Annotated in this window: 21 protein-coding genes and 1 tRNA gene; 3 read left to right on the forward strand and 19 right to left on the reverse strand. The window is 63.7% G+C overall.

All coding sequences use genetic code 11. The features are described from left to right. The first annotated feature begins 31 nt into the window (after positions 1-31). Positions 32-697 carry a protein-methionine-sulfoxide reductase heme-binding subunit MsrQ gene (locus HNQ60_RS05340; protein ID WP_184329947.1) on the forward strand — a complete coding sequence of 222 codons (666 nt, stop codon included), beginning with the start codon at positions 32-34 and terminating at the stop codon, positions 695-697. A gap of 36 nt (positions 698-733) precedes the next feature. On the opposite strand, the gene kynA is transcribed toward HNQ60_RS05340, so the two are convergent. The 3 genes from kynA to HNQ60_RS05355 are packed head-to-tail and all read right to left on the reverse strand — an operon-like array spanning position 734 to position 3,127. Continuing rightward, the gene (gene kynA / locus HNQ60_RS05345; protein ID WP_407676424.1) at positions 734-1,609 is read right to left on the reverse strand and encodes a tryptophan 2,3-dioxygenase; all 876 of its coding nucleotides are present in this window, start codon (positions 1,607-1,609) and stop codon (positions 734-736) included. Next, complete coding sequence (locus HNQ60_RS05350; protein WP_184329949.1) at positions 1,594-2,346, reverse strand: M48 family metallopeptidase; 753 nt, start codon at positions 2,344-2,346, stop codon at positions 1,594-1,596. Before HNQ60_RS05350 ends, kynA begins: the two co-directional genes overlap by 16 nt. A gap of 22 nt (positions 2,347-2,368) precedes the next feature. Beyond that, the gene (locus HNQ60_RS05355) at positions 2,369-3,127 is read right to left on the reverse strand and encodes a tetratricopeptide repeat protein (protein ID WP_184329950.1); all 759 of its coding nucleotides are present in this window, start codon (positions 3,125-3,127) and stop codon (positions 2,369-2,371) included. A 105-nt stretch (positions 3,128-3,232) separates the two neighbouring features. On the opposite strand from HNQ60_RS05355, the gene HNQ60_RS05360 reads away from it, so the two are divergent. Both HNQ60_RS05360 and HNQ60_RS05365 read left to right on the forward strand, forming a co-directional pair. Next, on the forward strand, positions 3,233-4,069 hold the full coding sequence (locus HNQ60_RS05360; protein WP_184329951.1) for a TatD family hydrolase: 837 nt from the start codon (positions 3,233-3,235) through the stop codon (positions 4,067-4,069). Further along, the gene (locus tag HNQ60_RS05365) at positions 4,066-5,478 is read left to right on the forward strand and encodes a M20 family metallopeptidase (RefSeq protein ID WP_184329952.1); all 1,413 of its coding nucleotides are present in this window, start codon (positions 4,066-4,068) and stop codon (positions 5,476-5,478) included. The genes HNQ60_RS05360 and HNQ60_RS05365 overlap by 4 nt, the downstream gene beginning before the upstream one ends. Before the next feature lie 20 nt (positions 5,479-5,498). On the opposite strand, the gene HNQ60_RS05370 is transcribed toward HNQ60_RS05365, so the two are convergent. The 16 genes from HNQ60_RS05370 to ruvB form a co-directional block, all read right to left on the reverse strand. Beyond that, a complete protein-coding gene (locus HNQ60_RS05370; RefSeq protein WP_184329953.1) occupies positions 5,499-6,083 on the reverse strand; it encodes an NERD domain-containing protein in 585 nt (194 codons plus the stop codon). A 2-nt stretch (positions 6,084-6,085) separates the two neighbouring features. Continuing rightward, positions 6,086-7,390 carry a threonine synthase gene (thrC, locus tag HNQ60_RS05375; RefSeq protein ID WP_184329954.1) on the reverse strand — a complete coding sequence of 435 codons (1,305 nt, stop codon included), beginning with the start codon at positions 7,388-7,390 and terminating at the stop codon, positions 6,086-6,088. Between the two features lie 90 nt (positions 7,391-7,480). Next, positions 7,481-8,416 (reverse strand): homoserine kinase, encoded by a 936-nt coding sequence (locus HNQ60_RS05380; protein WP_184329955.1) that lies wholly within the window; start codon positions 8,414-8,416, stop codon positions 7,481-7,483. Continuing rightward, positions 8,416-10,893 carry a bifunctional aspartate kinase/homoserine dehydrogenase I gene (gene thrA / locus HNQ60_RS05385; RefSeq protein WP_184329956.1) on the reverse strand — a complete coding sequence of 826 codons (2,478 nt, stop codon included), beginning with the start codon at positions 10,891-10,893 and terminating at the stop codon, positions 8,416-8,418. The genes HNQ60_RS05380 and thrA overlap by 1 nt, the downstream gene beginning before the upstream one ends. A gap of 194 nt (positions 10,894-11,087) precedes the next feature. After that, the gene (locus tag HNQ60_RS05390; protein WP_184329957.1) at positions 11,088-12,416 is read right to left on the reverse strand and encodes an AAA family ATPase; all 1,329 of its coding nucleotides are present in this window, start codon (positions 12,414-12,416) and stop codon (positions 11,088-11,090) included. A gap of 312 nt (positions 12,417-12,728) precedes the next feature. Further along, positions 12,729-12,804, reverse strand: a tRNA-Lys gene (locus HNQ60_RS05395). A 143-nt stretch (positions 12,805-12,947) separates the two neighbouring features. Beyond that, positions 12,948-13,622 carry a 7-cyano-7-deazaguanine synthase QueC gene (queC, locus tag HNQ60_RS05400; RefSeq protein WP_184329958.1) on the reverse strand — a complete coding sequence of 225 codons (675 nt, stop codon included), beginning with the start codon at positions 13,620-13,622 and terminating at the stop codon, positions 12,948-12,950. A 62-nt stretch (positions 13,623-13,684) separates the two neighbouring features. Then, complete coding sequence (gene queE / locus HNQ60_RS05405; RefSeq protein ID WP_184329959.1) at positions 13,685-14,329, reverse strand: 7-carboxy-7-deazaguanine synthase QueE; 645 nt, start codon at positions 14,327-14,329, stop codon at positions 13,685-13,687. 101 nt (positions 14,330-14,430) lie between these two features. Further along, entirely contained in the window at positions 14,431-15,192 is a 762-nt protein-coding gene (ybgF, locus tag HNQ60_RS05410; protein WP_184329960.1) for a tol-pal system protein YbgF, read from the reverse strand. After that, positions 15,189-15,713 carry a peptidoglycan-associated lipoprotein Pal gene (gene pal / locus HNQ60_RS05415; RefSeq protein ID WP_184329961.1) on the reverse strand — a complete coding sequence of 175 codons (525 nt, stop codon included), beginning with the start codon at positions 15,711-15,713 and terminating at the stop codon, positions 15,189-15,191. Before pal ends, ybgF begins: the two co-directional genes overlap by 4 nt. 142 nt (positions 15,714-15,855) lie before the next feature. Next, entirely contained in the window at positions 15,856-17,166 is a 1,311-nt protein-coding gene (tolB, locus tag HNQ60_RS05420; protein ID WP_184329962.1) for a Tol-Pal system beta propeller repeat protein TolB, read from the reverse strand. A 41-nt stretch (positions 17,167-17,207) separates the two neighbouring features. Beyond that, complete coding sequence (gene tolA, locus HNQ60_RS05425) at positions 17,208-18,086, reverse strand: cell envelope integrity protein TolA (protein WP_184329963.1); 879 nt, start codon at positions 18,084-18,086, stop codon at positions 17,208-17,210. Between the two features lie 31 nt (positions 18,087-18,117). Continuing rightward, positions 18,118-18,573 (reverse strand): protein TolR, encoded by a 456-nt coding sequence (tolR, locus tag HNQ60_RS05430; RefSeq protein ID WP_184329964.1) that lies wholly within the window; start codon positions 18,571-18,573, stop codon positions 18,118-18,120. Further along, positions 18,570-19,280 carry a protein TolQ gene (gene tolQ / locus HNQ60_RS05435; RefSeq protein ID WP_184329965.1) on the reverse strand — a complete coding sequence of 237 codons (711 nt, stop codon included), beginning with the start codon at positions 19,278-19,280 and terminating at the stop codon, positions 18,570-18,572. Before tolQ ends, tolR begins: the two co-directional genes overlap by 4 nt. After that, positions 19,280-19,720, reverse strand: a complete 441-nt coding sequence (gene ybgC, locus HNQ60_RS05440; RefSeq protein ID WP_221304024.1) for a tol-pal system-associated acyl-CoA thioesterase — start codon at positions 19,718-19,720, stop codon at positions 19,280-19,282. The genes tolQ and ybgC overlap by 1 nt, the downstream gene beginning before the upstream one ends. Further along, entirely contained in the window at positions 19,717-20,742 is a 1,026-nt protein-coding gene (gene ruvB / locus HNQ60_RS05445) for a Holliday junction branch migration DNA helicase RuvB (protein WP_184329966.1), read from the reverse strand. The genes ybgC and ruvB overlap by 4 nt, the downstream gene beginning before the upstream one ends. Positions 20,743-20,777 lie beyond the last annotated feature (35 nt).

Below are 20,777 nucleotides of genomic sequence, written 5' to 3' on the forward strand. Positions count from 1 at the left end.
CCACTAGCTGGTAGCCAGAAGAAGAACAGGCATGCCGTCCGCGACGATCGTCAAGCGAGTCATCAAACCAGCGATTTTTGTGCTGTGCTCGTTGCCGCTCGCATGGCTGGCGCTGCGAGCGTTCGGTGTCGCCGGTTCGCTCGGCGCCAATCCCGTCGAAGAGATCCAGGACACGCTCGGTGAGTGGGGATTGCGGTTGCTCGTGATCACGCTTGCCGTCACGCCGCTTCGTGACTGGTTCAACGCGCCGTGGCTGATCCTTCTGCGCCGCATGCTCGGCGTGTTCGCATTCGCCTACGTGCTGCTGCACTTCCTGACGTGGCTGATCCTCGATCAGGGGCTCTACTGGCCCGGCATTCTGCCGGACATCGCGAAGCGCCCTTTCATCACGATCGGCTTCGCGGCGCTGCTGCTTCTCATCCCGCTCGCGGTCACTTCGACGAATGCGATGATGCGCCGCCTCGGCAAGCGCTGGAAATCACTGCACCGACTGATCTACATCATCGTGCCCCTGGGCGTGTGGCACTACTGGTGGCAGGTGAAGGCGGATATTCGCGAGCCGCTGATCTACGCGGCGATCGTGGCAGTGCTGCTGGGATGGCGATTCTGGAAAGCAAAGCGCCGACGGTCCGTCACTCCCGCGCACGCGGGAGTCCCTTCTGATCCGCCGGATGGACTCCCGCCTGCGCGGGAGTGACGGAATCTCTGGGCTACGGGCTAGCCGGCTTCTCCCTCACATCGACGTCCGCACCGTCCACAGCTCCGGAAAGAACCTCAACTCCAGCGCCTTCGCGAGATACGACACCCCGCCCGTGCCTCCCGTGCCTCGCTTGTAGCCGATGATCCGCTCGACCGTCTTCATGTGACTGAAGCGCCACAGCTGGAACTTCATGTCGAGGTCGACGAGCTTCTCGGCCAGCTCGTACAGGTCCCAGTGATCGTCGATGCTGTGATACACGGCAAGCCACGCAGCCGTCACTTGCTTGCTCGGCTGATACGGCTGCGACCAGTCGCGATCGAGGTACTCCTGCGGGATCTCGAAGCCGCGACGGCTGAGCAGCCGCAGTGATTCGTCGTAGAGACTTGGGCTGCGCAACGTGCGGGTCAGTGCTTCATAGGCCTGCGGATCCCGCTTGTGCACTTCGACCATGTCCGCGTTCTTGTTGCCGATGATGAACTCGAGCATGCGGTACTGGTACGACTGAAAGCCCGAGGCGCGACCGAGCTGATTGCGGAACGCGGAGTATTCCGCCGGCGTCATCGTCGCAAGCACGTCCCACGACTGCGTCAGCTGCGCCTGGATCCGCGCGACACGCGACAGCATCTTGAATGACGGCCCCAGGTCGTCCCGGCGGATGTGATCGAGTGCGCCAGTCAGCTCATGCAGGCACAGCTTCATCCACAGCTCCGACGCCTGGTGGATGACGATGAAGAGCATCTCATCGTGTTCGTATGAGTTCGGCTGCTGCGCGCTCAGGATCTTGTCGAGCTGCAGGTACTGCCCGTAGCTCTTCGATTCGCCGAGATCCCAGTAGACCTGCTCGTCCGAGAGATCGACGGGCTTCATCGAGCCGCTGTCGTGCGATTTTTCCGTCATGTGAACATCCATCCGGGCACCCGCTGCCAGCCCTGGAGCAGTTCGCGATCCAGCCGGCGATAGTCCGGCTCGAGCGCCTCGACCTGCGACCAGAAACGGCGCGAGTGATTCATGTGGCGTGTGTGGCTCAATTCATGGATCAGGAGATACCGCATCACCGCCGGGTCCTGGAACATCGCGCAGACATTCAGGCTGATCGTGCCGCTGGCGGAGCAACTGCCCCAGCGGGTTCGCTGCCTGCGGATCTGTATCCGTTCGAACCGGAATCCATGCCGGTCGGCGATTTCACCGAGTACGCGTCCCAGCTCGACGTGGGCAAGGTCCATCAGCCAGCGCTGGATCGCCCTGGCGACGCGCTGTTCATTGTCGAGCACGCCGGCCACGATCAGCTTGTTCGCGTCGACGGCAACGGCACGGATCTCCGAACTCGCCGTTCGGCGATAGTCCACGATCAACGTCCGATCGATGGCGGCCAGGTGAATCCGCGAAGGCGTCGTTTCGGCGGCAACGCCGCTGACCGTCGAAAGATCGGCAACGCGGTCGTCGATCCAGCGTCGATGCATGCCGACGAATCGTTCGATCGTCATCGGCGAAGCGCCCGGCGGAACGACCACCTCGACGCGGCCGCCGGGATAGACCCGTACGGACAGGCGTCGCGCGCGACGGCTCACACGGACTTGCCAGCGATCTCCGAGATCCCGTGCGTCGAACAGTTGCAGTTGTGCCGAGGGCGGCGCCAATCGACTCATGGCGGGAGTATAGATCGATCGCCTATTTCGGTCTCGCGGCAGCGGTCTGCAGCAGCTCCTGCGCCTTGCGGTAGTCCGGAGCGATGACCAGCGCCCGCTCGATCGCGTCCCGGGCTGCCAGAGAATCGCCGCGCTGCAGATAGTTCTCGCCCAGCATGACGAGCGCTTCTGCTTGCCCCCAGTCCGGCTTACCCGGACGCGTGGGCGGCGCATGCTCGAAGGCCGCGACCAAGGCGCGCAGCTTCTCCGTGTGGGCAGCGGGACTCGCGGCATCCTTCTGCGCGCACAGCGTTTCGATCAGCAGGATGCGGGGATTTTGCGGGTCGAGTTCCTTTGCAGTACGCAGCGACTTGCCCGCGCAACTGCTGGACATGAGGGCCGACCCGAAGGAGGCGCAGACAGCGTCGATTGCATACGCTTCCGCCATTCGCCGGTCCTTTTCGACGGCGAGATCGGCCTGACGGTCGCATGCCTGGGCGGCCTTCGAAACACTGCTTCGGCTCGATGCGCGCCCTGCCGCGGCTTCTTCCGCACTGGTTTGTGCGAGTTTCCAGTAGCCGTACGCCGCGTAGTACTCCTTGAGCCCCGGCTGGTTCGAGGGCGGCTGAAGCTGCGAGATCAATCCGATCGCCTGCTCGAGCGCGCGAACGTCCGCCGTGTAGAAGGCGTAGTGAAGACGGGCGGCGGCATCGTCGAGCTCGGACGCCTCGTCGGCATGGGCCTGCAGCGTCGGTATACATAGCCCGACGAACATGAACCCGATTGCGCGCAAGACCTGCATGCACGAACTCCGCTGAATGCTTTCCACTACAATCTGCCGCCGATTTCGCCGACGATAACATACGCGGCTTTTGCCCCCGGTGAATGTAGCCAGTGAATGTAGCCAGTGAATGCAGCCAGTGAAGTAGCCAGCCGGCCTCCCGAGCTCGTCGACATCGGACTGAATCTCGCTCACGACAGTTTCGATGCGGACCGGGGGGCGGTGATCGAGAACGCAATCGCCGCCGGCGTGACACGAATGGTGATCACCGGCAGTTCGCTGGCCAGCACCCATGCGGCCATCGACCTGGTGCGCCGCTATCCGACGCACATGCGGGGAACGGCCGGCGTTCATCCGCATCACGCGACCGATCTGACACCGGAGCAATTGGCGCAATTTTCGACACTGGCCGCGCAGCCCGAGATCGTCGCGGTCGGTGAATGCGGACTCGACTACTTCCGCGACTTCTCGCCGCGTGACGCGCAACGCCGTGCCTTCGAGCAGCAACTGGAACTCGCCACAGCTGCGCGCAAGCCAGTCTTCCTGCACGAACGCGATGCGCATGAAGACTTCGTCACGATCCTGCGCAAGTTCCGTCCGCGACTCACGGGCGGCGTCGCCCATTGCTTCACGGGCACCGTCGACCAGGCCAGGGCTTACCTCGATCTCGATCTGTACGTCGGTATCACGGGCTGGATCTGCGACGAGCGACGCGGCCTGCACCTGCGCGAAGTCGTACGGCATATTCCGGCGAATCGCCTGCTGATCGAGACCGACGCACCGTACCTGCTGCCGCGCGATCTGGATCCGAAGCCCAAGAGCCGTCGCAACGAACCTGTTTACCTGCCGCACGTGCTCGAAACGATTGCACGAGCACGCGGCGAATCCGTCGCATCGCTTGCGGAAGCGACGACGCGCAACGCACTGACCCTCTTTGACTGGAAGGCGGAGACACCGGGATGAACACTCAACGTCTGAAGCAGTACATCGACAAAGTCTGGGACGATTCCATCGTGCCGACGCTCTGCGACTACATCCGCATTCCCAACAAGTCGCAGAACTTTGATCCCCAGTGGGCCGAGCACGGTCACATGGACCGCGCTGCCGAACTGATGCGCAAGTGGTGCGAAGCGAATGCCCTGCCCGGCATGAAGGTCGAGGTCCTGCGGCTTCCCGGCCGCACGCCCGTGCTGCTCATCGAAGTACCGGGCACGGTCGAAGACACCGTCCTCATGTACGGTCACATGGACAAGCAACCGGAGTTCACCGGCTGGATGGAAGGCCTCGATCCGTGGACGCCAGTCATTCGCAACGGGCGACTGTACGGTCGCGGCGGAGCCGACGATGGCTACGCAGTGTTCGGCTCGCTGCTCGCGTTGCGTGCGCTGGCCGATCAGAACATCCCGTTCGCACGCAGCGTGATCCTCATCGAAGCCGGCGAAGAAAGCGGCAGCCCTGACCTGCCCGCGTACATCGATGCGCTTGCGGATCGCGTCGGCGAACCCTCGCTCGTCGTCTGCCTCGATGCCGAGTGCAGCAACTACGATCAGTTCTGGTGTACGACTTCGCTTCGCGGCAATCTCATCGGCACACTGCGAGTGGAAGTCCTTCGCGAGGGCGTCCACTCGGGCATGGCGAGCGGCATTGCTGCTTCCAGCTTCCGCATCGCTCGACAGCTTCTCGCCCGCGTCGAGGATGCCGCGACGGGCAAGATCCTCATCGATGCGCTGCACGGCTCGATTCCTCCTGATCGACAGAAGCAAGCCCTCGCAGCGGGCAAAACCCTCGGCGCCGTCGTCCACCAGAAGATTCCGTTCGTCGATGGCATGCGGCCGATGTCGGACGATCCGTCCGAGCTGCTGCTCAACAGCACGTGGCGACCGACGCTGTCCGTTACCGGCGTCGGCGGCATTCCGCCCATCAGCAGCGCGGGCAACGTGCTGCGACCGAAAACGGAGTTCGTGCTGTCGTTCCGCCTGCCCCCGGGCGTCGATCCGCAGAAGGCCGCGATCGCGGTGAAAGAGACGATCGAGCGCGACCCGCCTTACGGCGCGCACGTCACATTCGAGATCGAATCCAGCATGGGCGGCTGGAATGCTCCATCGACCGAACCCTGGCTCGAAGCGGCGATCCAGTCGGCATCGAAGAATTTCTTCGGCCACGACGCGATGTACATGGGAACCGGCGGCAGCATCCCGTTCATGGGAATGCTGAGCGAGAAATTTCCGCGGACGCAGTTCCTGGTGACCGGAGTACTAGGCCCGCATTCGAATGCACACGGACCGAATGAGTTTCTCGATATCGAGACGGGGAAGAGAGTAACGGCCTGTGTGGCGCAGGTGGTGGAGGAGCATGGGAAACGGAGACGATGAGCGAGGCAGCAGCTTCCTTCTCACGCCGCCAGCGGATTCGGCTCCGCGTGCTTCTTCACATTCTCCCAGACATTGCCGAACGCGGCCGTGATGTTGCCGCGGACTTTGTCGACGACGGGGAATTCATCGGCGAGGTCGTCGATGCGAAGCACGTTGCGGGGTTTGCCTTTCGGGAAGTTGCCGCGCTGGGTGAAGATCACGCGGCCTTCGACCGGCACATCGCCGATCAGGAGTTTTACCGCGGCCATGCGGTCGTAGAGGGCATGCTGCGGATTCGCAAAGGTGTAGCGGCGCTTCTTGCCGATCGCAGTCCACTCGAGCATCTGCTCGCCGCCGAACACCGCGCCCGGCAGGTCCAGCAGATCGGCCACGAGGACGCCGCGCTGCGTGAGCAGCACGTAGTTGACGTGGATCTGCCCGCCGTTGCCGTTCGGCAGCAGGACGTTCTTCAGCATCTCGTAGCCGACGCTCGCGATCGTGGCGTCGATCGCACGGCGCTCACGGTACGCCTGGATCTTCAGGAAGATCCAGACGAGCAGCGCGATGACGAGCAGCGCGCCGGCAACCGGCCAGGCCCAGGGGGGAATTTCGGTCGGCAATGGCATGCTCAAGGGTTCTGCAACTGCGCCCGTAACGCCTGAAGTGTAGGTTCCAGTTCCTTTTCCTGCCGCGGCAGCGACAACAGCCGCGCCAGGCTCTCCGGTATCTCGACCTTGCGGCCGATCTGCGGCTCGACGATATCGTTGAACTTCGCCGGATGGGCCGTCGATACGATAACCCAGTCGCCCCGCACGCCGCGCGCCAGGAGCCGGCGGAATACTTTGGCAGAAGTCGCTGTGTGCGGACACCACACCTGCCCCAGTTCGTGCGAGTCACGGCGGATGGTCGAACGGATCTCGATGTCGTCGACGCTCGATGCGCCGATCTGGCTCTGCAGTTCCTCGAAATCCGGGTGCAGGGCGCGCAGGCGCTCCATGTTGCTCGGATTTCCGACGTCCATGGCGGAGGCCAGGGTCGGGACGCTCGGACGCGGCTCCCATTCGCCGGTCCGCAGATACTCGGTCACCGTCTGATTGGCGTTCGTGGCCAGCACGATCTCACCGATCGGCAAGCCGGCATGCCGTGCCCAGATGCAGGCCAGAGAGTTGCCAAGGTTGCCGGCGGGAATGATGAAGTTCGCGCGCCGACCGTTCTGGCGCCACAACTCGAGCCCTGCGTACGCGTAGTAGACCATCTGCGGCAGCAGCCGCCCGACGTTGATGCTGTTTGCCGAAGACAGCTGGTGGGTCTCGGCGATCGCGGGATCGAGGAATGCCTCTTTGACCATGCGCTGGCAGTCGTCGAACGTACCGTGCACCGCGAATGTCCGGACGTTGCCTCCCCAGCATGCGAGCTGCTGCGCCTGGCGTTCCGACACGAGACCCTTCGGATAGAGAACGACGACGTCGACCCAGGGACGATTGTGGAATGCCGCGGCTACCGCCCCGCCAGTGTCTCCCGACGTTGCAACGAGGATTGTAAGTTTGCGTGGTGCGCCGCGACGAATCCGTTCCAGCGTTTCGGCAAGGAATCGTGCGCCGAAATCCTTGAACGCGGACGTCGGACCGTGGAAGAGCTCGAGTACCCACATCGGCGCGGGCGCGTCTGAAACCGGCGCGATGGGCACCGGGAAGTCGAAAGCCGCTTTGCAGATCGATTTCAGCTCGCCGGCGATCATTGGATCGCCCGCCGCGAACGGCGCAATCAATCGCTCGGCAATGTCCGGCAGCGCCGTCAGGCCGTCGAACTGATGCGGAACGAAATGCGGAAACGATTCGGGCACGAACAAGCCGCCGTCCGGCGCAATGCCCTGCGCAATGGCTTCACCGAGCAACACGCGGTGTTGCGGACTGCGGGTACTGAGGTACTGCATGAAGAAGTGAATGGCGGATAGTCAGAGGTTGTCGCGTGAAGGCTCGCTGATCGCGGAATGGGTGGCAGACGGGTGGCAATCGCGCTCCGCCTATCCGCCATCCACTATCCGTGCTCCCGACGGATCGAGCGTCGAAATCCAGGCGTCTGAATCGAGCTTGTACGCGGCGAAAGCAGCGACCATCGCGTCGCGGATCGCGGTCGCCTGCGGCTCTTCGCACCAGGCAAAAACGGTCGGGCCGGCGCCGGAGATCGAGCATCCCAGTGCCCCATGCTTCAGTGCCGCATCCTTCACGGCCTGGAAGCCGGGGATCAGCACCTTGCGCTGCGGTTCGATGATGACGTCTTCGAGCGATTCGCGGATCAGTCTCAGGTCGCCGGTGAAGCATCCGGTGAGGAACCCGGCGAGGTTCGCCGACTGCCAGATCACGTTCGACAGATCGATGGAGCGATTCAGGATCTCGCGAGCGGCGCGCGTCGACAGCGTCATGTGCGGATGAACCAGCACGCAGCGCACCGAAGGAGGCACGGGAATCTGCTTCACGTTCGGATTGTCGATACCGACAGTCAGCACCAGCCCACCGAACAGCGACGGCGCGATGTTGTCGACGTGCACGGAGCCGCTCGCCACTTCCTCGCCCTTCATGGCGAACTTGAGCAGCTCGAGCTTCGTGAGCGACTTCGGCAGCAAGGCATTCGCGGCAACGACACCTGCCACCGCGGACGCGGCCGAACCGCCGAGACCCGAGCCCAGCGGAATGCCCTTCTCGATCTCGAGCTCGATACCGAAATCGAGCTTCAGGTCGCGGACCATGCTGAGCACCGCCATGCCGGCCGTGTTCTTCTCGGGCTCGCGCGGCAGATCGCAGACCAGTCCCCCGATCGACGCGATGCGAACGCCGGGCTCGGCGATACGGCGAGCAGTGACGCGATCACCGATCGTCTGGAAGCTGTGCCCGAGCACATCGAAGCCGACAGCGACGTTGCCGATACTCGCGGGTGCGAATGCGGTTGCGGAGTTCTTCATCAGAGTTTGGCGCCCAGGTACGCGCACACGCGCAGGAGGTCGCCGAAGATGCCACCAGCGGTGACCTCAGGACCGGCGCCCGGCCCCTGCACCACCAGCGGATTCTCGTTGTAGCGCCGCGTCAGGAACCGCACGACGTTGTCAGTGAGATTGATGTTGGCGAACGTGTGCGAGCGCTCGAGCTCGACGAGGCCGACAGAGGCCTTGCCCGTGGCTGCATCGAGTGAACCGACGTATCGCAACACACGATCACGCTCGCGCGCGGCCTTCAGGCGCTGCGCCATCGGAGCGTCGAACTCAGGCAGCCGCTCGAGGAATTCTTCCGGACCGCATGCCTTGAGGGCCGGCGGCACCAGGCCTTCGAGCTGCACGTCCGCGAGTTCGAGGCGCAGCCCCATCTCGCGTCCGAGGATGATCAGCTTGCGGGCAAAGTCGACACCGGAAAGGTCATCGCGCGGATCCGGCTCGGTATAGCCCTTGGCTTTCGCCGCCCGGACGATCGACGAGAACGGCTCGGAGCCGTCCCACACATTGAAGAGATACGCCAGCGTGCCCGAGAGGATGCCTTCGATGCGGCGGATTTCGTCGCCGGTGTCACGAAGGTCGCGCAGCGTCTGGATGATCGGCAGGCCCGCGCCCACGGTCGCTTCGTAGAGATAGTGCGAACTGCCCTGCTTGCGGGCTTCCTGGAAACGCGCGTACAGCTCGAGATCGCCGCTGTTGCCCTTCTTGTTGGGAGTAACGACGTGAATGCCTGCCGCAAGCCATTCCGGATAGCGCGCCGCGATGTCCGCGCTGGACGAGCAATCGATGATGATCGCGTGCGGCATGTGATCCGCATGAATGTGCTCCGCGAACCGCGTGAGATCCGCAGGTTCACCCGTCGCGCTCACCGCCTCGCGCCAACGGCCGAGGGGGACTTCGACGTTGGAAAGATGCATGCGCTTCGACGACATGATGCCGCGGACGCGCAGGTCCACCTTTAGGTCGCGCGACAGACGTTCGATCTGCGACGCCATCTGATCCAGCAACACGCCGCCGACGAGCCCCGGGCCGATGAGGCCGATCGAAACCGTGTGCGGCGAAAGATAGAAACTCGAATGCACCGATCGCAACGCGCGCGACGAATGCTTGCCGTCGATCACGACGGAGATGTTGCGCTCCGATGCGCCTTGCGCGATAGCTCGAACGCTGACCGCCGCGCTGCCCAGCGCGCTGAACACCTTCGCAGCGACGCCGTGCGATCCCGCCATGCCGTCGCCAACGACCGCGAGGATGCTGCAGGCCGTCGTGACTTCGACGCTCTGGATCTGACCCTGGCGCAGTTCGCTGTCGAACGCTTCGCGAACCACGGCTTCGGCGCGCGTCGCTTCGCTTTCGGGGATGGCGAAGCAGATTGAATGCTCCGAGCTGCCCTGCGAGATCAGGATGACGGAAATGCCGTGATCGCGCAGCGCACCGAACAGGCGATGCGCCGTCCCGGGAACGCCGATCATGCCAGCGCCTTCCAGATTCACGAGCGCGCAACGATCGATCGACGTGATGCCTTTGACCGCCAGCTGCGATGTCGGATTCGCACAGATGAGGGTTCCCAGCTTCTCTGGCGCAAACGTGTTGCGGATCCAGATCGGGATGCCCTTGAGTACGGCGGGCGCCATCGTCTGCGGATGGATGACTTTCGCGCCGAAGTACGCGAGCTCCATCGCCTCGTTATAAGAGAGCGAGTCGATGACTTTCGCATCGGGGACGAGTCGCGGATCGGCGCTCAGGACGCCATCGACGTCCGTCCAGATCACGATTTCACCCGCATCGAGCAGTGCGCCGAAGATCGAACCGGAGAAATCGCTGCCGTTGCGACCGAGCGTGGTCTGCAGACCGCGAGCGTCCCTGGCAATGAATCCCGTGATGATCAGGGTGACGGGCTGGTCGCGCGGCACGGCCTTGGCGATGTTGGCCTCCGATACGTCCCAGCGAACGGCGGGTCCGAGCGGGCCCCATTCGACAGAAACGATCTCGCGCGCATCGAGCCATTCGACACGACCCGGGCGCTTGCCCCGCGCCCGGAGATAGGCGGAGAAAAGCCGGGTGGACCAGATTTCGCCGTAGCCCGCGATGAGGTCGCGAACGGTCTGCGAGGCCGCGCGAATGAGCCGCACGGTGTGCAGGATGCTCGCGATATCGCGCAGGTCCTGCTCGAAGCTCGTCAGAAACTGGGCGCGGGGATCGCCGGACAGCAGCGTCTCGGCAATGACGTGATGGCGTTTGCGGATCTCGTCGATGCGGCGGTCGACGCCGTCATCCTGCCGCTCGGCAGCCGCGACCACATTGAGCAGCGCGTCGGTAATGCCGCGGCACGCGGAAAGCACGACGCCCAGGCGTGGATTCGGATCCTCTTCGAGAATCCTGGCCACGCGCTCCATGCACACTGCATCGGCGACGCTCGAACCGCCGAATTTATGAACTCGCCACCGATCCACTTCTTGTCAATCTCGTATAGCCGGCCGGTCCCAACGCCCTGCCGTGCATCCCCGCCGCGCAGAGACCCGGCCCGTGCATCGCGATCTACACAGGAGCCAGGAAATCACATTCCGGGAATGCGCGGACGTTGGGAGGCCGACACTCTACTGACAGCCCTTTCGGGCGGCAAGCACGGGCCGCACAGCCCGTAAATTCAGCGTCCGCCCGAGATCAGGCCATCCGGCTGGCCGAAGGCAATGACGGTGCCGTTCGTGTCGTCCTCACCGGGCATCGGTGGGAACCCGGGCCGGGCGAAGCAGATGGTCTCCGCCGGATCGGGCTGCGCCGCGGGCAGAGCCAGCGGGTTGAGATAGATCACCCGCGCCGGACCGATCTGGATGACGTCCCCATCCTTGAGAACCCGACGCAGGATGCGCCGCGAGCTCAGCAGGACGCCGTTGGTGCTGCCGAGATCGAGCAGCAGGTCCTGGTGATCGTGCCGGACGATCAGAGCGTGATACCGGCTGACGAAAACCGAGTCGATCCGGATGTCGGCTTCCTCGCCCCGCCCTACCAGCATGCGGTCGTGATCGAGGATGAGCTCACGATCCGGTGCGCCTTGCATCGAAAGAATGAGCTTGCCGCAGATCTGCGCGGCCTCGCCCTTGTGGCGATTCGATTCCACCGGAGCTGCCGGCACCCTGCTCTGCCAGCCGAGTTCAGCGATCGCCCGATTCAGCGCCTCGGGAGTGACCGAGTCGGCACCATCTTCTGCCGCGCACGCGAGAGCGCGTGCACCGAGCCGGTTGATCTGCCGGGGGATGCCTCCTGTACAGGCGTGGATACGGGACATCAGCGTATGCGGCATCAGAACGTCGGGATTCGCTGCGCCTGCAGCACGCAGTCGGTGAGCGATATATGCCGCCGCCTGGTCTTCGGTCAGCGCTCCGAGCGTGAACCGATTGATGCCGCCCGCCAGCAACTCGATCATCTTGGGCGACTCGATCACGCGATTGAGCGCCGGCTGGCCGAGCAGCAATACCTTCAGCACACGACGCCCTTCGACCTCGACAGCCGCGAGATAGCGCAGCTCCTCGAGCACCGATGGATGCATTTCCTGCGGGTTCTCGACCACGAGCAGGCAGACGCGGCTCATCGACGCCTGGTGATGCAGGAAGCGTTCGAGCAGGCGACGACGATCCGTCTTGTCGCTGTCTTCGAGCGCGAAGCCGTACTGGCGCAGCACCTCGAGCAGGAAATCGCGCGGACTGAGACTTTCCTTGCTGACGGCCGCGGCGACGATGCGTTCGTCGAGGCTATGCAGCAGTCGGCTGATCAGCAGGCTCTTGCCGCAGCCGTGGCTGGCAGTGACGACACCGAGACGTGCTCGCGTCCACAGCAGCTGGCCCATGAACTCCAGCGCACGCAGATGCTGATCGCTCGGAAAGAAGAAAGCGTCGTCCACGCAGTCAGCAAACGGCGCGCTGCTCAGCCCTAATGGCAGTTCAGTGGAAAGCGCGGTGGGCTGTGGCTGCGTGGTCATGAATCGGAGCTGGTGGCCTGAACTGAACTCAATCGACGACCCGAGGACAGCTCGGGAGACTGGTGCCACGGCAAGTCGCTCCGTGCGAGGTCCGCTGATCCGGAGTCGGCTGCTGATCGTCCTGAAAGAGTGGCGATAACTCTTTGATTGTTCGGAGCAATTCTCTTATAGGGGAATCACCGAACGTTCATTGAGTCGACAATAAACGCTCAATGTGACCAGTACAAGAGAAACGGCAAAAGTCTCCGGCACTTGTCGGTAATTTCATATTCGCGGATTCCGCGTAACGACCGCGATTGCCCGAACGGGAAATGGTGGGTTGGGAGGGAATCGAACCCTCGACCAGCGGATTAAAAGTCCGATGCTCTACCGACTGAGCTACCAACCCGGAGGAAGCTTGTTAGCCGGCTAGCCATGAGCCAGCTAGCCAGAACAAAGAGGCCAGACCCGCATTTCGATGCGGTACCGGCAGCCAGTCGCTGCCACCCGTCCCCTTGGGGGCGCGCATGATACCGGAACATGCCCGCGAGTTCATCGTACGTAGCGGGTTGGATCGGCGGCGCCTGCTGCAGCAAATCCCTCACGCCGCAACCGGCAGGCATCGCAACGCCCGCATGCGCGACCGTCGTCGTCTGCCTGGTAACAGGACACCGTCATTCCATAATCGACGCCCAGTTCAAGGCCTTTGCGGATGATCTGGGCCTTTGTCATGTCGATCAGCGGCGCGCTGATCCGGAAATGCACAGTGCCTTCGACTCCGCTGCGCGTCGCCAGGTTCGCCAGGCGTTCGTAGGCATCGACGAAGGCAGGTCGGCAGTCGGGATAGCCCGAGTAATCGACGGCGTTCACGCCGATGCAGATCTGCTCCGCGTCGAGGACTTCGGCCCACGCGAGCGCAAGCGACAACATCACCGTGTTGCGGGCCGGCACATAGGTGACAGGAATGCCGGACTGCGGTGTTTCGGGAACCGCGATGCTCGCATCCGTCAGCGCCGAACCGCCGATGCCGCCGAGATCGACGCGCATCACCCGGTGTTCCGCGGCACCCAGCGCTTTCGCGACGCGGGCTGCGGCATTCAATTCGGCGTGATGACGCTGACCGTAGTCGACGCTGAGCGCATAGCACTCGAAGCCCTCGGCGCGGGCAATCGCCAACGCGGTGGTGGAATCGAGTCCGCCTGAGACGAGAACAACGGTCCGCTTCATGATGTCACTTCGTTACGGGATCGGGGCCGAAGGCGCTGCACGTAGCAGGCCAGCCCGCGGCTTCAGCGCCCCGGCGTATCGCCCCACAGATACTTGTGCAGCTGCACCTGGAAACGCACGGGCAAACGCTCGTCGATGATCCATTGCGCGAGGTCGCGCCCCTCGACCTGCTGATAGCTCGGGCTGAACAGCACCGTGCAGCGGTCCGGCAATGCCTCGCGTCGCACGAAATCGCGCGCCCATTCGAAATCGCCGCGGCTGCAGATCACGAATTTCACCTGTTCATCGGCTCGCAGCAGCGCCAGATTGTCGGTTCGATTGCGCGCTTCCTCGCCGCTGTCCGGCGTCTTCATATCGACGACGCGCGTGACACGCGGATCCACCGGGCTCACATCGATGGCGCCGCTGGTTTCAATGGACACCCGATAGCCGGCGTCACACAGCGCGGTGAGGAGCGGAATACATGCCTTCTGTGCAAGTGGCTCGCCGCCCGTCACGCATACGTGACGCGCACCGTAAGACGCCACGCGTTCCAGCACTTGCTCCAGCGTGAACCATTCGCCGCCATGGAACGCATAAGCCGTATCGCAGTACTGGCAGCGAAGCGGACATCCCGTCAGGCGCACGAACACGGTCGGCCAGCCAACGGCGTCAGCTTCGCCCTGGATGGACAGGAAGATTTCAGTGAGCTTGAGACGGACGGACATGAAGACGGTGACGGGTGACGGGTGACCAGTGACGAGAGGCGACGAAGAACGTGACGGGCACGGGCAGCGACGCCCAGCACCCGTCACTCGTCACTCTTTCTCTATCGTCCTTCGCTCTCCATCTTGGCCAGACGCTGGCTGGCCAATCGCGCGGCCGTCGTGTCGGCGTATTGCTTCACGACCTGATCGAGAGCGGTGCGAGCTTCGCCCCAGTTCTTCAGCTCGTAGTTGCAGTAGCCGATCTTCAGCAAGGCGTCCGGCGTCTTGCGCGAATCAGGATACTTCTCGAGCACCGTGCGGAACGCACGCAACGCATCCGGATACTGCTTCGTGACGTAGTGAGCTTCGCCGAGCCAGTACTGCGCATTGTCGGAGAGACCGCTTCCCGGGAACTTCACGAGAAATTCCTTGAAGGCCGCGGCGGCTTCCGTGTACTTGCCGTCCTTCAGCAGGTCGAACGCAGCCTGATAGTTCGCGCGATCGTCGCCCTGCGGCACGGGCAAGCTGCTCGTCGGCGCGGCGCCGAGGGCTGCGCCGGCCGCCGCTCCACCTTCAACGGATGCGAGCCGACGATCGAGATCGCCGTACATGTCGCGCTGCTGGTCCTGGGTCCGCGTCGCGTTGTGCTGCAGCTCTTCGAGCTGTCCGCGCAGGATGCGCACTTCGTTCTGCGAGGCCTCGATCCGCTGCGACAGGTCCAGCAGGCTCTGATTCGCCAGCACACGCTCGATTCGCAGCAGACGGCTGTCCAGATCGCTCAGCTTCTGCACCACCGGATCAGCTTCCGGTGGTGTCGAAGCACAGCCGCCCAGCGCGCCGAGCGCTGCAATGAGCAGGACCGAACGGTTACGAACGCGGATCATCGGGTCGGCACCAGCTCCACGCGACGGTTCTTCGCGTACGCTGCCTCGTCGCTGCCCGACACGGCCGGACGCTCTTCGCCGTAGCTCACGGTGGTGAGCTGCGCCTCATTCACGCCCTGGAGCAGCAGCGCACGACGCACGGACTGTGCACGACGCTCACCCAGACCGATGTTGTATTCGCGCGAGCCGCGCTCGTCGGAGTGCCCTTCCAGACGCAGCTTCCGGGAGGCGCTGCCGTTCAGGAACTGGGCATGCGCGGTAACGATGGCCACGTACTCCGGCTTGATATCAGCACGGTCGTAGTCGAAGAAGATCACGGTGCCCGTGCGCTTGAGTGCTTCGATCGCCTGCTGTTCGGCACCGAGTGCCGAGGTGCCCACATCGTTGCCCGTCGACGTGCCCGTGCTGGCGCCGGTATCGGTCGGGGTCGGGCCGGAATCCGGCAGCGTTTCGGGCTTCTTCGGACAGCCGCTCAACGCCACTGCACTCACGAGAATCGCAACCAACTGCACTGCTCGCATCAAGCTCTCCTGCGGGAAAAGTCCCGGTCGATCCGTTGTCGCAGGCCGGGATTCGCGGGATTTCCCGCATCCGAGCCGCAAATTTGCGCGAAATTCTGCCACAAGCGCTCGAGCACGACCACGTTTACGCTGGATTTGCCCGTCATTTCTTCTTCGGGAACGGGCCCCACACGGGCTCACGCACATCCCCGGTGCTCGCCGCCAGCTTCTGCTGCACGCGACCGTCGATCGACACAGTCGCGAGCACGCCTCTGCCGCGATCCTGAGTCGCATAGATGATCGTCGCACCATTAGGCGCGAAGCTCGGACTCTCGTCCTGCCGCCCTTGTGACAACACCTGCACCGCTTTGGTTGCAAGATCGATCGTCGCGATCCGGTAGTTGCCCCGATCCAGATACACGACGGACATCTGCTTGCCGTCCGGCGACATCCGGGGGCGCGCGTTGTACGAGCCGTCGAAGGTCACCCGCGTCGCCTTGTTCGGCAGATCCGGATCGACCTCATAGATCTGAGGACTGCCGGCCCGGTCCGAGTTGAAATACAGCTTGCGGCCGTCAGTCGACCACTCGGGCTCGGTATCGATGCCCGGATCGAAGGTCATGCGCGTCAGAACCTGGCTTGCCAGATCGAGCGTGTAGACATCGACGTCGCCATCCTTGCGCGAGAGGGTCAACGCAAGCTTGCGACCATCGGGCGACCAGGCGGGAGCGCCATTGATACCGGCGCGAGCCGAAACACGGCGGCGTTCGCCCGTTGCGAGAGTCTGCACGTAGATCGCGGATGCTTTGCTCTCGAAGGAGACGTAAGCGAGGCTCGCGCCGTCGGGCGACCAGGCCGGTGACATCAAGGGTTCGGTCGAATTCGCGATGATCTGCTGATTCTCACCGTCCGCGTCCGAAACGATGAGTTTGTAGCGCTGCTGCGGCGGCGTCCCTTCGGCGCTGATGAACGCGACACGGGTCGAGAACGCGCCCGGAATGCCGGTGAGCTGCTCGAAGATGATGTCCGAGATGCGGTGAGCCATCGCACGCATCCCGCGCGTGTTCGCGGTGAGACGCTGACCAGTCAGTCTCTGACCGGTGAGAACGTTGTAGAGCTCGAACTGCGCGGCGTAGCGATCGGCGCCGTCCGGCGTCACCTTGCCCACAGCGATGAAGTCCGACTTGAGGTAGCGCCAGTCCTGGAAACGGATCTGGTCGCCGGCCGTGGGACGATCGACCATGTCGCGCCGGTCGAGCGGTGCGAAGCGGCCGCTGCGCTGCAGATCGGCCGCGACGACTTCAGCCACGTCGAAAGGGGCTGCGCCCTGCGATTCCCAGCCGAACGGCACGATCGCGATCGGGACCGCATTCTCCTGGCCGCGGGTGATTTCGACTACGAGTTGGGCCTGGGCTGCGACAGCGGCAAGCGCCAGCGCGAAACCCAATACCGCTCGCGAGAAAAGATGTGCCATCAAGAGTCTCCTTCCAGTCGCTCTCCCGCCGCGGACAAGGGTCACTCGGCGGGTTTGAAAATCAGAATCAGATTGCGCTCGAACAGGCGCGGATCGGACGGCGGCGGCAGCGGCGAAGCGCGCAGCACGGCCTGTTCGATCGACTGCCTCACCGCTGAATCGCCATTGCACTGCTCAACCTTGGCCGACAGCACGACTCCGTTCGGAGATTGCGCCACCCGAATGGTGCACTCGAGGCCCTGCCGGGCCGACGGGGGGCGGTTCCAGTTCCGCTCGATCTGCTGTTGGATCATGGCCACATACTGATTGAAGGCGGTCGAGCCGCGCGCCTGCATGACGCCCTCTTCTTCCGCCAACTGACGCTGCAGTTCGGCTTCGCGGGACGCCTGCAGTTTCGCGTCTTCCGCCGCCTTGCGACGCTGCGCTTCTTCCTTCTGTTTGCGCTCGATCTCCGCAACACGCTGGCGCTCCGCCTCTGCCTTCTTCTGGCGGTCGGCTTGCGCTTTCTTCTGTTGCTCGGCCTCGGCCTGGCGTTTGCGTTCCGCCTCCTGGCGCTGGACCATCATCTGCTCTTCGGCGACGCGCTTCTGCTCTTCCTCTTGCCGGCGCTGGGTTTCAACCTGACGCTCCTGCTCGGCCCGTTGTTCCGCTTCGCGCTGCGCCGTCTGTTCCTGCTGGCGACGCTGTTCCTCTTCGCGCTCGCGCTGCTGAGCCCGCTGACGCTCGCGTTCCTGTTCCTGGCGCCTGCTGGCAGCACCGATCTGCGACGCATCGATCACGACCGCCTGGATCGCAAGCTGCGGCGGCGGCGCATTGCGTGACATCTGGATCATCGTCAATCCGAAGATGCCGGCGAACACGGCGTGCAGCAGCGCTGCGCCGAGCAGGAATCGCCAGTTGGTTTTGAAGTAATCAGCCATCGTCAGAGCGCAAATCGCTTCGCCCGTGCCCTCATTGCTTCTTCTGCTGCGCCCGTTTGGCGTCCGCGGGGTCAGTGACGAAGCCCACCTTCTCCGCACCCGCCTGCTGCAGCAACACCATTCCCTCCACGACGCGTCCGTACGGCACACTGCGGTCGGCTTTCACCAGCACTCCCGTCTTTGGATCGCGTCTGAGCACAGCCGATACGCGATCCACTACTGCCGCATCGTCGATGGGCGTCTCCTCGTCCTTGCCGATGTTCAGGTAGAAGTTGCCCGACTTGTCGACGCCGAGAATCAGCAGCTGCTGCTCGCTCATGTCCTGCGGCAACGGCTCCGCCCCCGCTTTGGGCAGCTCGACCTTGATACCCTGCGTGAGCATCGGCGCAGTGATCATGAAAATGATCAGCAGCACCAGCATCACGTCGATGTACGGAACGACGTTGATCTCTGCCATCAAACGCTTGCCGCGGCGCGCCGGGGTCATGCGTGTGCCTCGGAAGCGGCTGCAGCGGGCGTGCCCCGGCCCGACGCATGGCGCTGCAGGATCGAGGACAGCTCTTCGACGAAGGTGTCGTAGCGCGTTTCGATGCGCGTCACCTGGTCGGCGTACCGGTTGTACGCAATCACGGCCGGGATCGCGGCAAACAGACCCATGGCGGTCGCGATCAGCGCTTCCGCGATGCCGGGCGCGACCATCGCCAGCGTGGCCTGCTGCACGTTACCCAGCCCGTGGAAGGCATTCATGATGCCCCACACCGTGCCGAACAGGCCGACGTACGGGCTGGTCGAGCCGATCGTCGCCAGCATCGACAGGCTGTGCTCGAGGCGATCGCTCTCCTTCAGCAGCGCGACCTTCATGCCGCGGCGCGCACCTTCGAGGAGCGGGCCTTGCGTAACGCCCTGCTGGCGCAATCGCGAGAACTCGCGGAAGCCCTGCTCGAAGATGCTCTCCATGCCCTTCGTTACGCGCCGGCTCTGATCGATGGCCTTGAACATGGCCGACAGATCGCCGCCCGACCAGAACACTTCCTCGAACCGGTCCGCGTCGGCCCGTGCGCGGCGCAGCTCCGAGCGCTTGCGCAGCATGATCGACCATGACACGACCGATGCCAGCAGCAGCAGTGCCATCACGATTTGCACGATGAAGCTGGCATTCAGGACCAGCTCAAGGGGCGACAAATCACCTGCCATTACGACTCTCCCGACACTGTCATCTGTTGAACAAGGCTGTCCGGCAGCGCCCGCGGCCGGAACTTCGTTGCGTCCAGGCATGCCACACGGACCGTTCCGGTGACCAGCAGTTCCCGATCGGATGCTTCAGTGGTGCGCGTAATTTCCTGCCGGAACGTCAGGCTGACCTTCGTCCATTTCTCGATCTCGCAGCTCACATGCAGCAGATCTCCGTAGCGCGCCGGCCGCTGGAAATGGCTCGCGGCATCCACGACGACGAACATCAGCCCGTGATCGCGCTGCAGAGGCCCCTGCTCGATACCGAGCGCGCGCAGCCATTCCGACCGCGCACGTTCCATGAACTTCAGATAGTTCGCGTAGTAGACGATGCCGCCGGCATCTGTATCTTCCCAGTAGACCCTCACTGGCCAGCTGAAGAAGTTCGCCACGGGGCCGCTCAAAAAAGGTCTCCAGTCACGCCGCCGCGATCCGGCACCTTGAGCCCGAAATGCAAGTAGGCGTTTCTGGTGGCCACTCGACCCCGCGCCGTCCGCATGACGAATCCCTGCTGGATCAGGAACGGCTCGATCACATCTTCGATGGTGCCGCGTTCCTCGCCGAGCGCGGCCGCGAGGCTCTCGACGCCGACCGGGCCGCCGTCGAATTTCTCGATGATGGTCAGCAGGAGCTTGCGGTCCATCACGTCGAAACCGAGCGGATCGACATCGAGCATGTTCAGCGCCGCCTGGGCCACTTCGTCCGTCACGTGTCCGCCCGCCTTAACCTCCGCGTAGTCTCTTACGCGACGTAACAACCGATTCGCGATACGCGGGGTTCCTCTCGAGCGCTGGGCGATGCGCATCGCGCCGCCGGCGTCCGTGTGCACCCCGAGAATCGAGGCCGAGCGTTCGACGATCCGCTGCAGTTCCTGCTGATCGTAGAACTCCAGCCGCTGCACGATCCCGAACCGGTCGCGCAATGGCGACGTCAGCAGGCCCGCCCGCGTGGTCGCGCCCACCAGCGTGAAGGGCTGCAGATCGAGCTTGATCGAACGGGCACCGGGACCTTCGCCGATCATGATGTCGAGCTGAAAGTCTTCCATCGCGGGATAGAGGATCTCCTCGACGATGGGGCTCAGGCGATGGATCTCATCGACGAACAGCACGTCGTTCGGCTGCAGGTTCGTGAGCAGGGCCGCGAGATCTCCCGGCCGCTCGATCACCGGACCGGACGTCTGCTTGAGATTGACCTGCAGTTCATTCGCGATGATGTTCGCGAGCGTCGTCTTGCCGAGCCCGGGCGGCCCGAAGATCAGGACGTGATCGAGCGCTTCACGGCGCTTGCGGGCAGCCTCGATGAAGATCTCCATCTGCGTCTTGACGCTCGACTGCCCGACGTAGTCCGCCAGCCGCTTCGGGCGCACTGCCCGATCGAAGACGTCCTCGTCGCCCTGCGGGGTCGCTGAAATGACGCGATCCGTCATGGGCTCTTGTCCGTCAGTGTCATGTCCGCTGGTGT

This window comes from Povalibacter uvarum (assembly GCF_014202975.1).
Lineage (GTDB): Bacteria > Pseudomonadota > Gammaproteobacteria > Steroidobacterales > Steroidobacteraceae > Steroidobacter > Steroidobacter uvarum.